General features: G+C 36.8%; 12 protein-coding genes. 10 read left to right on the forward strand and 2 right to left on the reverse strand.

Annotation, left to right across the window (positions count from 1 at the left end):
• Nucleotides 1-3: 3 nt before the first annotated feature.
• Together bioA and polA are read right to left on the reverse strand one after the other, a co-directional pair.
• Nucleotides 4-1371, reverse strand: a complete 1368-nt coding sequence (gene bioA / locus V4D30_RS05585; protein ID WP_353683335.1) for an adenosylmethionine--8-amino-7-oxononanoate transaminase — start codon at nucleotides 1369-1371, stop codon at nucleotides 4-6.
• Between the two features lie 71 nt (nucleotides 1372-1442).
• The gene (polA, locus tag V4D30_RS05590; protein WP_353683336.1) at nucleotides 1443-3929 is read right to left on the reverse strand and encodes a DNA polymerase I; all 2487 of its coding nucleotides are present in this window, start codon (nucleotides 3927-3929) and stop codon (nucleotides 1443-1445) included.
• 96 nt (nucleotides 3930-4025) lie between these two features.
• On the opposite strand from polA, the gene V4D30_RS05595 reads away from it, so the two are divergent.
• The 10 genes from V4D30_RS05595 to V4D30_RS05640 all read left to right on the forward strand — a co-directional run bounded on the left by V4D30_RS05595 (nucleotide 4026) and on the right by V4D30_RS05640 (nucleotide 12523).
• Complete coding sequence (locus V4D30_RS05595) at nucleotides 4026-4850, forward strand: transketolase (RefSeq protein ID WP_353683337.1); 825 nt, start codon at nucleotides 4026-4028, stop codon at nucleotides 4848-4850.
• A complete protein-coding gene (locus tag V4D30_RS05600) occupies nucleotides 4837-5817 on the forward strand; it encodes a transketolase family protein (RefSeq protein ID WP_353683338.1) in 981 nt (326 codons plus the stop codon). The genes V4D30_RS05595 and V4D30_RS05600 overlap by 14 nt, the downstream gene beginning before the upstream one ends.
• Nucleotides 5814-6461: a cell division ATP-binding protein FtsE gene (ftsE, locus tag V4D30_RS05605; protein WP_353683339.1), complete on the forward strand. Its 648-nt coding sequence runs from the start codon at nucleotides 5814-5816 to the stop codon at nucleotides 6459-6461. Before V4D30_RS05600 ends, ftsE begins: the two co-directional genes overlap by 4 nt.
• Complete coding sequence (locus V4D30_RS05610) at nucleotides 6458-7321, forward strand: permease-like cell division protein FtsX (RefSeq protein WP_353683340.1); 864 nt, start codon at nucleotides 6458-6460, stop codon at nucleotides 7319-7321. The genes ftsE and V4D30_RS05610 overlap by 4 nt, the downstream gene beginning before the upstream one ends.
• The gene (locus V4D30_RS05615) at nucleotides 7318-8472 is read left to right on the forward strand and encodes a peptidoglycan DD-metalloendopeptidase family protein (RefSeq protein WP_353683341.1); all 1155 of its coding nucleotides are present in this window, start codon (nucleotides 7318-7320) and stop codon (nucleotides 8470-8472) included. Before V4D30_RS05610 ends, V4D30_RS05615 begins: the two co-directional genes overlap by 4 nt.
• 21 nt (nucleotides 8473-8493) lie before the next feature.
• Complete coding sequence (locus tag V4D30_RS05620; protein ID WP_353683342.1) at nucleotides 8494-9765, forward strand: S41 family peptidase; 1272 nt, start codon at nucleotides 8494-8496, stop codon at nucleotides 9763-9765.
• An 81-nt stretch (nucleotides 9766-9846) separates the two neighbouring features.
• Nucleotides 9847-10365 carry a DUF177 domain-containing protein gene (locus tag V4D30_RS05625; protein WP_353683343.1) on the forward strand — a complete coding sequence of 173 codons (519 nt, stop codon included), beginning with the start codon at nucleotides 9847-9849 and terminating at the stop codon, nucleotides 10363-10365.
• On the forward strand, nucleotides 10358-10540 hold the full coding sequence (gene rpmF / locus V4D30_RS05630) for a 50S ribosomal protein L32 (RefSeq protein ID WP_353683344.1): 183 nt from the start codon (nucleotides 10358-10360) through the stop codon (nucleotides 10538-10540). The genes V4D30_RS05625 and rpmF overlap by 8 nt, the downstream gene beginning before the upstream one ends.
• 8 nt (nucleotides 10541-10548) lie before the next feature.
• Nucleotides 10549-11586, forward strand: coding sequence for a phosphate acyltransferase PlsX (gene plsX / locus V4D30_RS05635; RefSeq protein ID WP_353683345.1), 1038 nt, complete (start codon nucleotides 10549-10551; stop codon nucleotides 11584-11586).
• Nucleotides 11546-12523, forward strand: coding sequence for a beta-ketoacyl-ACP synthase III (locus tag V4D30_RS05640; protein WP_353683346.1), 978 nt, complete (start codon nucleotides 11546-11548; stop codon nucleotides 12521-12523). The genes plsX and V4D30_RS05640 overlap by 41 nt, the downstream gene beginning before the upstream one ends.
• Nucleotides 12524-12525 lie beyond the last annotated feature (2 nt).

Genomic DNA, 12525 nt, shown 5'->3' on the forward strand with positions numbered 1-12525 from the left:
TCCTTAATCTGAACTAATCCTTATTATACAATCTTTGACTACCTCAAGCAACCTTTCAAGATTTTCCTCTGAAATAACAAGTGGAGGCATGATTACTATAACATCACCAAGAGGTCTGAGCCACACTCCGTATTTTCTTGCTAATTTGACCACTTTCCAGCCAGTCTGCTCTTTCCATGAAAAAGGCTCTCTTGTTTTTTTATCCCTTACAAGTTCTATCCCTGCAATCATTCCTTTTTGTCTTACATCTCCTACATGGGAAAGCTCTGCTATCTCTAAAAGCTTATTTTTCAGTAATTCAATTTTCGGTGGAAGATTCTCCAATGTTCTGTCTTTTTTGAATATCTCAAGACTTGCAATGGCTGCTGCACAGGCTAAGGGATTTCCTGTATAGGAATGCCCGTGATAAAATGTTTTTCTTTCTTCAATTTCACCTAAAAAAGCGTTAAAGATTTTTTCGTTTACTGCAGTAACTGCCAGAGGCATGTAACCATTTGTTATTCCTTTGCTAAGGCATACTATATCAGGAGTTACCTCTTCATGTTCACAGGCAAACATCCTGCCTGTTCTTCCAAAGCCTGTTGCTACTTCATCGGCAATTAAAAGAACTTCATATTTATTGCAGAGCTCTCTGAGCCCTTTTAAATATCCCGGGGGCCATACAATTATGCCTCCAGCACACTGAACAAGAGGTTCAACTATTACAGCCACAACTCTTTCATGATTTTGTCTTATTATTTTTTCCATTTCACTAAGACAAGCAACTCCACAGGATGGAAAGTTTAACTTTAATTCACAGCGATAGCAGTAAGGTGAAGGTGCTTGAATTGATTTGCTTAGCAAGGGTTTGTAAACCTCATGAAAAAGCTCAACTCCTCCAACGCTTACCGCTCCTATCGTATCTCCATGATAGCCTTCCTTGAGACTTACAAACGTATTTTTTTTCTTTATGCCCTGATTAATCCAGTATTGATAGGCAATTTTCAAAGCAATCTCAACGGCTGTTGAGCCATTGTCAGAGTAAAATATCTTTGTAAGAGGTTCACCCCATGGAAGGCTGTTGCTTAGCATTTCAGCAAGATTTTTTGCAAGCACTATACTTGGCTCATTACATGCACCAAGCAGTGTGGAGTGCGCGAGTTTGTCAATCTGTGCTTTGACTGCCTCGTCAATTTCAGCTCTTCTATGCCCGTGAATGTTTACCCAGAGAGATGATACTCCATCAAGATACCACTTTCCATCAATATCCTTTAAGAAGCAGTCTCTGCCTTCAATAAATATTGCTGGCTCTTCAGTAAGCCATTGCTTCATCTGTGTAAAAGGATGCCATATGTATTTTTTATCCCACTCAATGAGAGTTTTTTTATCCATATCACCCTCCAGATTTATTATAATACAAAATAAAATTGCCCAATAGAGAGACTATTCTTGAGCCTTTTCACTTATAGATTCAGATTTCTACCTGTAAAAATGTTGACCTCAAGAGGCACTTTGAGATCAAAATTTTTCATCTCATTCTGGACAATTTCTTTAACATCTTCAATGATACTTTCTTGCACTTCAAGCACTATCTCATCGTGAATCTGAAGAATGAGCTTTGCATTCATATTCTTGGTTTTAAGATGTCTGTATATTCTTATCATTGCAATTTTTATAATGTCTGCTGCAGTTCCCTGAATAGGAGCGTTGACTGCTATTCTTTCTGCCTGCATTCTTAAAAACTGATTTGGGCTGTTAATTTCTGGCAGGGGGCGAATTCTTCCAAAAAGAGTTCTTACGTAGCCATTTTTTCTTGCAAAGGAAATTGTTTCTTCAATAAATCTTTTCACCATTGGATATCTTAAAAAATACAGATCAATCAGTTCCTGAGCCTTTTCATAGGGAATTTTTATTGAGTCAGACAGTCCAAAGGGACTTATTCCATAAGAAATGCCGAAATTTACGGTCTTTGCAATTCTTCTATGATCCTCTGTAACAGCTTCTTCAGGTATTGAAAAGATCTCAGATGCTGTTGCTCTGTGAATATCCTTTCCTTCATGAAATGCTTTAACTAAAGAGGCATCTTCACTCATATGAGCCAGAAGTCTTAACTCAATCTGCGAATAATCAGCACTTAGAAACAGATATCCATCTTCAGGGATAAAGACTTCTCTTAAGAACTCTGCCCATTGTCCCTTTATAGGAATATTCTGTAAATTAGGCTCACTGCTTATGAGTCTTCCTGTTCCTGCTACGGTTTGAGACCATTTTGTATGAATTCTTTGTGTTTCAGGATTTATACAATCTCTGAGAGGGATTAAATAAGCTGTCAAAAGCTTATTTAGCGTGCGATAATTGATTACTTCCTGAGGCAGTTCATGCTTTGTGGCAAGCTCTTCAAGAACCTCCATTTCTGTTGAACGAGCCTTTTTACCTCTCTTTCTGCTCTTAAGTCCAAGCCTGTCATATAAAATTTCTGCGAGCTGTCTTGGCGAGTTAATATTGAACTCTGTCCCTGCAATTCTGTAAATTTTTTCCTTGATTTTATCAATCTCTGTAGAGACAACTCTGGTAAGAGCTTCAAGTTTTTCAAGATCAACCTTTATTCCTGCTTCCTCCATGTGGAAGAGCACTTCAATAAGAGGCATCTCAATATCAAAATAAAGCTTTTCAAGCTCCTTTTCTTTTAATTCCTCCTTTAACTTTTCATAAAGTTCAAGCATGTAAACAACGGATTTTTCAGAATCATCATAGAATTTGCCAAGATATTCAAGCACAAGCTCATCAAAATTATATTTACCTCTGTTTGGATTTATAAGATATGCTGCTATCATAAGATCAAAGTAAGGAGGCTCAAGTCTGATGCATGAATTTTTCAATCTCCTAAGTGTTTCTTTTACATTGAATAACACCTTTAATGCTGGACAGGACAAAATCAATTCTGAATCATCAAGGAATATTTCATAGACATCTCTATTAATACCAACATTAAGAGCATTTTCATGAATTGATGCTGAAAAAATTCCTCTTTCTTTAATTTTCTCAAATAATGTTTGAACATCAGTTTTTTTGTTTTCTGACTTTTCTATCTGAGGCTTTATATAAAGTTGCATTGTCTGCTTTAGAAGGCTTGTGAATTCAAGTTCACGAAAAATCTCAGCAAGTTTTTCCCTGTTCTGTTCCTTTATTTTAAGCTCCTCAAGCTTAATTTCAATAGGAGCATCCTTTTTTAAAATTACAAGTTCTTTACTGAGCTTGACAGCTTCAATGTTTTTTCTTAAAATTTCTGCCACTTTTGAAGGTTTTATAATATCAAGATTTTTAATGATGTTTTCTACAGAGCCATATCTCTTTAAAAGCTCTAAAGCTGTTTTTTCTCCAATTCCTTTTACTCCTGGAATGTTGTCAATAGCGTCACCAACCATAGCCATAAAATCATTAAGTTTTTCAGGAGAAATTCCGTATTTATTAATGACATATTTTTCGTCAACTATAATGTTATTGAAAGGATCATAGATTTTTACATTCTGCGAGACAAGCTGTAGCATGTCTTTGTCAAGGCTAACGATATAAAAAAAGGCTGAAGGCTGAAGTTTAAAGATGACAGAGGCTATTATGTCATCGGCTTCGTATCCGGGAATTTCTATTCTTTTGACACCCAAAGCATCAACAATCTCTTTTATATATTCAATCTGGACAGGCAAGTCCTTGGGTGTCTCAGGTCTTGTTATTTTATACTCTTCATATATCTTATGCCTTTTTGTTGGATGATGACTGTCAAATGCGCAGAGCATGTATTCAATATTTTTTTCTTTAAGAAGCTTAAGAAGCATTCTTGTAAAACCATAAACAGCATTTGTTGGAATACCACGACTGTTACTTAATCCCTTTATGGCATGATATGCTCTGTAAATAAAGCAGCTTCCATCAAGCAGATAAATTTCTTGCATATTTTTAGAATACCACATGTAGGTGTCTTTTTTTGTGATTTTGATTTATAATTAAAAATTGATTCAGTCTTAATTAATAAAAATTGAGGTGAGGGATTGGTAAACATAGAAGTCTTAAAGGAAAAGGCGAGGCAATTAAGAGTTGAGATTGTTAAAATGCTTGCTCAGGCAGGCTCCGGGCATACAGGAGGAAGCCTTTCTGCAGCAGATATTGTAACTGCTCTTTATTTTTATAAGATGAGACATGATCCGAAAAATCCTCAATGGCAGAATCGTGACAGATTTGTTCTTTCAAAAGGTCATGCTGCACCAGTTCTTTATGCTGCACTGGCTCTTTCAGGATATTTTGACAAATCCCTTCTTGGTACATTGAGAAGGCTTGGCTCTCCTCTTCAGGGACATCCCTGCTGCAGAGAATTGCCAGGGATTGAAGTTTCAACAGGCTCTCTCGGTCAGGGACTTTCTGTTGCCTGTGGAATGGCTCTTGGACTAAAGCTTGACAGAATTCCTGCAAGAGTTTACTGCCTTTTAGGAGATGGAGAAATACAGGAAGGTCAGGTATGGGAAGCTGCTATGACTGCTTCTCATTATAAACTGGATAATCTCTGTGCCATTATTGATCACAACAATCTTCAGATTGATGGAGCATGCACAGAGGTAATGAACATAAAGCCTTTAGAACCCAAATTCACTGCCTTTGGCTGGAATGTATTAACAATAGACGGTCATAATATGCAGGAAATCGTAGATGCCTTGAATGAAGCTGAAAAAATAAAGGAGAAACCAACAATGATTGTGGCGAATACTGTTAAAGGAAGAGGAGTTTCAATATTTGAAGGAAAAGTTCAGTATCATGGAGTAGCTCCCACGCCTGAGGAGCTTGAAATTGCGCTTAAGGAGTTGAAAGATGGGCAAAACTGAATGCAGTTGCCTATTGGATGTGTCTCAGGTTTATGGAAAAGAGATGGCAACAAGAGATGCCTATGGCATTACACTGGTTGAACTGGGGAAGAAAAATCCCAATATAGTCGTTCTTGATGCTGATTTAAGCTGTTCAACGAAGACTGCCAAGTTCGCAAAAGCCTTTCCAGAAAAATTTTTTAACATTGGAATTGCTGAACAGGATATGATTGGAGTGGCTGCTGGACTGGCTCTTACAGGAAAAATACCTTTTGCCTCCACCTTTGCAATCTTTGCCACTGGAAGAGCATGGGAGCAGATTAGGCAGACTGTCTGTTATTCCTATGCCAATGTAAAAATTGTTGCAACCCATGGAGGAATTACAGTTGGAGAGGATGGAGCAACTCATCAGGCAGTTGAGGACATTGCACTTATGCGAGTTATTCCAAGAATGAGCGTAATTGTACCTGCTGATGCCTATGAAACTGCACAGGCTATAGCAGTAGCAGCAGAATACTCCGGACCGGTTTACATAAGACTTGGGAGAGCAAAGGTCCCTTCAGTAATGCCTGAAAGCTATAAGTTTCAGATTGGAAAATCTCATTTATTCAGAGTTGGCAAAGATGTAAATATAATAGCCAATGGAATAATGGTCTCAGAAGCGTTAAAAGCTTCAGAAATACTGAATAAAGAAGGTATTGACACAGGTGTGGCAAACTTTTCCTCTGTAAAGCCTCTTGATACGGAAGCATTAATAAAAATTGCAAAATCGTCAAAATTAATTGTAACCGCAGAGGAACACTCAATAATAGGAGGTCTTGGTTCAGCTGTTGCTGAGTTTGTTTCTGAAAACTATCCTGTGGCTGTAAAAAGAATTGGAATAAAGGATACATTTGGTTGTTCTGGCTCGTGGAAAGAATTGCTTAAATTTTATGGGCTTACAGCAGAAAACATTGTTCAAACAGTGAAAGATTTTTTTAAGAGATGATAACCTTTCAAGGAGTTTATAAATATTACAGTGGTATCGCTGTTTTACAGAATGTTTCATTTAATATAGAAAAAGGAGAGCTCGTATTCATAACAGGTGCTTCTGGAGCAGGCAAAACAACTCTTTTAAAATTAATATTTGGAAGCGAATTCCCTGATGAAGGTGAAATAAAAGTAGCAGACTTTGAACTCACAAGGATAAAACAAAAAGATATCCCAAAATTAAGAAGAGCTGTGACCTTTGTTTTTCAGGATTTCAGATTAAGACAGGATTTAACAGTTTTTGAAAATGTGGCACTTCCTTTGAGAGTTATTGGAGAAAACCAGAGGGATATTAAAATAAAAGTTTTTGATGCCTTGAAAGATGTGGCTTCAAGACATAAAGCAGACAGTATTGTAAAAACTCTTTCTGGTGGAGAACAGCAAAAGGTTGCCATAGCAAGAGCCATTATTACAGAACCACAGATTATTCTTGCTGACGAGCCCACAGGAAATCTTGATCCAGAGGCATCAGAGGATGTAATGAACCTTTTTAAAAGAATAAATAATAAAGGATGCACTGTTGTTATAGCTACCCATAATTCAGAACTTTTTAAAAATTCTCCTTACAGAGTTTTAACCTTAAAAGAGGGAAGAATTCAATGAAGATGCATGTTCAATCAGCAATTAAAGGATTGTGGTTTAACAGATGGTCAACTTTACTGGCGATAGTCAGTATCGGTATATGTTTTTTTATTTTAACTGGAGTATTTTTGCTTTTGTACAATCTTGAGATATTTACAAAAAAACTTTCTGAAAAAGCTGCTATAGTTATATATCTAAAGGACAATACAACTGAGGCTGAAACTTCTTCCATAATTTCTGAGCTTAAAAAAATGGGAGTTTTTTCCAGGATTCAGTATATCTCAAAGGATGAAGCTTTAAAAGAAATGAGAAACCTTATTGATTCTCAACTTATAGAACTTATTGGATACAATCCTCTTTCCGACACAGTAGAGGCTTTTATAAAAGAAGAAAATCTTCAGAATATTAACGAAATAACGAAAAGGATAAAAGCATTGCAGATGGTTGACGATGTTTATTATCCAGCTAAAATCATAACGGGATTGAAAACAGTAAGAGTAACTTTGCGCAATCTTGCTGTAGTTGTTGCTTTTCTTATTTCAATTGCAATCTTATTCATAATTTATGCCACTGTCAAGAGTTTTTACTGGAAGAAAACTGAGGAAGTAGAAATTCTGAAACTTCTTGGAGCAACTCCATCCTATATAAGGCTTCCTTTTTTAATTGAAGGAGGAATTCTGGGGCTTGGAGGAAGTCTTTTTGCAGTTGTTTTAATGATTTTAATATACTTTTCTTTGCAATCAAAGGAGATTTCAGCGTATATGCCAGCAATTACACAGATTGCTTTTCCCTTTGAAACTTTTTATACATTGCCAGTTTTTGGTATAGTTTTTGGAATGCTTTCTTCCTTTTTTGCACTTGGCAGAATAAAATATCAATGAAGATGGTAAAAAATCTACATATTCTGCTATTAATTTTTATTGTTGTGAGTTCGCTGAGTTATGCTGCCCAGCCAAAGGAAGAATTAAGGGAGATAAAAAAAGAGATTGACATTCACAAAAGAAAGCTTAAAGAAACAAAGAAAATTGAACAGAATGTGCTTGAAGATTTAAAGAGGGTTTCAAAGGAGCTTAATGAGATAGAAGGGAAAATAAAAAATCATCGGGCAAAAATAAAAAATCTACAGATAAAAATTGCAGAAACAGAAAAGGGGATAAAAATTTACAGTGCTCAACTTGAAGAAAGAAAAAGCAATCTTATAAGCAAAATAAAGGGGATTCAGAGACTGAATAATCAACCTCACCCAGCCTTAATAATTTTGCTGGAAGAAGACACAACAAAGGCATTCCGTCTGATAAGAAATACTCAAAAAATTATGAATATTGATAAAAACCTTATACAACAATACAGAGCCGAGCTCAATAACTTAGTTGTTCAACAAACTGAACTGAAAAAACTTTATGCTTCATTAAAACAGGAAGAGGAAGCATTAAAAAAAGCAGAAGAGGCTCAAAGGCAAAAGAAGAAAGAAAAGGAGATTTTACTTGCCAGAGTAAGACAGAATAAAGCACTGTATGAGAAAAAAATCAAAGAACTTGAAGAAAATGCAAGGAGACTTACAAGACTCCTTCAGGAAACAGAAAAAAAAGAAAAAAGGACAGGTAAAATAGAATCTTTACCAGAAGGAGGTTTTACTAAAAAAAGGGGGACACTTTTATGGCCTGTGAGCGGTCCTGTGGTGGCTCACTATGGCAGTCAGAAGGACCCTGTTTTTAATGTTCCCATCATGAGAAGCGGAATTTATATTCAGGCACAACCCGGTACTCCAGTAAAAGCATCTGCTGAAGGAAGAGTAGTTTATGCCAGCTATTTCAAAGGATATGAAAACCTTGTTATAATAAGTCATGGAGATGGCTACTACACAGTATATGGAAATCTTGGTTCTATGAATGTTAAAGAAGGCGTTTATGTAAAAACAGGACAGGTTATCGGAAGTGTTGGAACTGCTTCAGCCATAGATACTCCAGCAGTTTATTTTGAGATTAGATACAGAGGAAAACCACTTAATCCAGAACATTGGTTAAGAAAATAAAAAAGGAGGAAAAAATAAAGGATGAAGAGAAAAATCGTAGTTTCAGCATTAATTTTGATTATTGCCCTTACCGGAATAATGATAGGTAGATGGTCGGCAGCACAGAATACAGATAGTATTTACGAGGACTTACGCACATTTACCGAGGTTTTTACGACAATAAAGAAAAATTATGTTGAAGATGTTAATCCCCATGAACTCATAATATCAGCAATCAAAGGAATGGTCAACTCTCTTGATCCCCACTCTGCCTATTTAACTCCAGAGGCTTATAAAGAATTTCAGACAGAAACCAAGGGCGAATTTGGAGGAATAGGAATTCAGATCGGAATAAAAGATGGCGTTTTAACAGTAATTGCTCCAATTGAAGACACGCCTGCATGGAAAGCTGGAATTAAAGCAGGAGATAAAATAATGAAAATTGACGGGCAATCAACAAAAGACATGAATATAAATGATGCTGTATCAAAGATGCGTGGACCAAAGGGAAAGCCTGTTACACTGACAATTCAGAGAGATGAATGGAAAGAGCCAAAAGATATAACAATTGTGAGAGATATTATTAAAATTAAAAGCGTTAAATACAAAATGATTGACAAAGAGATCGGTTACATAAAACTCATTCAATTTCAGGAAGGCACTGCACAGGATCTGGCAAATGCCTTACAAAGTCTTAAAGAGTCAGGAATGCAGAGTCTTATTCTTGACCTGAGAAACAATCCTGGAGGACTTCTGCAGAGTGCTGTAGATGTTTCCGAGCAGTTTTTACCTCCAAAGCAGCTTGTTGTATCAATTAAAGGAAGGGCAGGAGAGAAAATAGATTATTATACGGAAAACTTAAGACCTTCTTACACAGATATACCGATGATTGTTCTTGTAAATCAGGGTTCTGCCTCTGCATCAGAGATTGTAGCAGGAGCTTTACAGGACTACCGTAGAGCTCTTATTCTCGGGATTCAAACCTTCGGGAAAGGTTCTGTCCAGAGTCTTATACCTTTAAGTGACGGCTCTGCTCTGAAACTCACCACAGCAAAATATTACACACCAAAGGGAAGAAGCATTCATGGAGTTGGTATCATGCCAGACATAGTTGTGAAGCTTGAAAGTAAGAATGGCAAAGAAGTTCCTGTAATAAGAGAAAAGGAACTTGAGCAGCACTTAAAGGGAGAGAAAGTTGAACCTCAGGAAAAAGTTCCACAAGAAGTTGATGAGAAAGATGATACCCAGCTTCAAAGAGCAATTGATATTCTGAAAAGCTGGAAAATATTGGAAAAACTGAAAAAGGCAGCATAAGGCTGTAAAGAAATCCTCACTTTTTGTTAAAATATTTTAACTCCCGTTTAACGGGAGAATTTTATTTTTGAGGTCTTTAAGATGAAACTTGAGGTCTTTGATATACCTGATGAAGGAGTTGAGATTGAAATTGAAGAAACTCCGAAGATAGATGGAGTGAAGATTACTCAAGCATTTAAGGCGATTTTAAGAATAGAAAAAAAAGGCGTGGAAGTTTTTGTAAAAGGTATTGTAAGTGGAGAAGTGGAACTCCAATGCAGCAGATGTCTCAGGGAATATACAATGCCTATAAAAACTCTGGTGGAAGTTACCTATCATCCAATTGAGGAACTGAATAAGGAAGAACTTATGGAGCTAAAAAGGGACGAAATGGATATAGATTTTTACAGAGACGGATTGATTGATACAGCAGATATAATTCGTGATCAGATTTTGCTTAATATTCCCATGAAACCTTTGTGTTCGGAAAACTGTAAAGGCTTATGTCCTGTTTGTGGAACAGATTTAAATGAATCTGAATGCGGATGTGTTGTTAAAGAAATAGATCCAAGAATGGCAGTATTACAAACACTTTTAAGGAGGATGAAGACAAATGGCTAATCCAAGACATCGTCATACCCCTTCAAGAAGGGACAAAAGAAGAGCAAACTGGTTTAAAATGGCTGTACCCACACTTGTTGAATGCCCTGAATGCAAGGAGCCAAAGCTTCCTCACAGGGTATGTCCAAACTGTGGAAGTTACAAAGGTAGAAAATTCTTAGAGGTTGAAGAGTAAGCTAAAAAATGCTAAAAATTGCGGTTGATGCAATGGGGGGTGATTTTGCTCCTGAGGTAAATATCCTGGGCGCTATAGAAGCAGTCTCAGACAATGAGATAGAAGTAATCCTTGTTGGAGATGAAGAGAAAATTAAAGAATTTTTAAAAGAAAAGAGGAATTTAAAAGGCAAAGTTTCTGTTTTAAATACTGAAGACCATATTCTCATGGATGAAAATGTCTCATCTGCCATCAGAAGAAAAAACACATCCATGAGAAAAGCCATAGAACTTGTAAAAGAAGGCAAAGCCAATGCAGTTTTAAGTGCTGGTAATTCTGGTGCAATGATGGCTTTAAGCTTTCTTTTACTTGGTAAACTGCCAAATGTGGACAGGCCAGCTATTGCCACAGTAATGCCCTGTCTTAAAGGACATTTTATACTTCTTGATGCAGGTGCTAATGTGGACTGTAAAGCAGAACATCTGGTTCAGTTTGCCTATATGGGATATGCTTATCATAAAGCCCTTTTTAACTCTTCATCCCCCAGAGTAGCACTTCTCAGTATAGGTGAAGAAGGAACAAAGGGAAATGAAGCAACAAAAGAAGCATTCAAACTTCTAAAGGATTCAAATCTCAATTTTATTGGGAACATTGAAGGCAAAGACATATTTTTCGGTTCTGCTGATGTGGTTGTATGTGATGGCTTTGTTGGCAACATTGTTCTTAAAGTAGGAGAAGGACTTGCAGAAGCATTGATGAAGATGCTTAAAAGAGAGATTGTAGAGCTTATAACTGGAAGACTTGGCTATATAATGATAAAACCTGCGATAAAAAGTTTTCGGAAGAAAGTTGACTACTCCGAGTATGGTGGTGCTCTTTTGCTCGGTATTAATGGTACGAGCATAATATGCCATGGAAGGTCTTCAGCAAAGGCAATAAAAAATGCAATAAAGGTTGCTGCAGAAATGGCAAAAAAAGAGATTTACAGGATAATCTCAGAAAGCTTACAAAATACGGAGGAAATTGATGAAAGCCAGAATAGTATCAACAGGCTCTTATATTCCTGAGAAAATTTTAACAAACCATGATCTTGAAAAAATGGTTGAAACATCCGATGAATGGATAACAGAAAGAACAGGAATAAAGGAAAGAAGAATAGCTTCAGCAGAACAGGCAACAAGTGACCTTGCCTACGAAGCTTCATTGAAAGCATTAAAAAATGCAAACTTAACTGCAAAAGATGTAGATTTAATCATCGTTGCCACAGTTACTCCAGACATGCTTGTTCCGTCTGCAGCCTGCATTCTTCAGATGAAACTTGGAGCAACCAATGCAGTAGCCTTTGACATAAATGGTGCTTGCACTGGCTTTATATATGCCCTTGCTGTGGCTGAAAAATTTATAAGAACAGGTGCATCAAAAAGAGCACTTGTCATAGGTGCTGAGACTCTTTCGAGATTTACAGACTGGACTGACAGAACCACATGCGTTCTTCTGGCTGACGGAGCAGGTGCTGTTATCCTTGAGCCAACAAAGAAGGATGAAGGAATTAAGATAATAGACATTTTTTCAGATGGCACAATGTGGGATTTTATCCACATGCCAGCAGGTGGTTCTAAAATGCCTGTTACAGAAGATGTAATTAAACAGAGGCTTAACTTCATAAAAATGAGAGGCAATGAAACATTTAAAGTAGCGGTAAAAACACTTGAGGAAATTGTTGATACTACTTTAAAAAAAGCTGGAATTTCCTCTTCAGAACTTGCTCTTTTAGTTCCCCATCAGGCAAACATTAGAATTATTCAGGCAATGGCTAAAAGACTTAATCTTCCAATGGAAAAAGTAATGGTAAATATCAATAAATACGGCAATACCTCAGCAGCCTCCATCCCCATTGCACTTGATGAAGCAAATGAGCAGGGTAAAATCAAAAGAGGTGATTACATTATGCTTGCGGCTTTTGGTGCAGGATTGACATGGGGTACTACTTTAATTAAGTGGTAATT

The sequence above is a fragment of the Thermodesulfovibrio sp. 3907-1M genome (assembly GCF_040450955.1).
Lineage (GTDB): Bacteria > Nitrospirota > Thermodesulfovibrionia > Thermodesulfovibrionales > Thermodesulfovibrionaceae > Thermodesulfovibrio > Thermodesulfovibrio autotrophicus.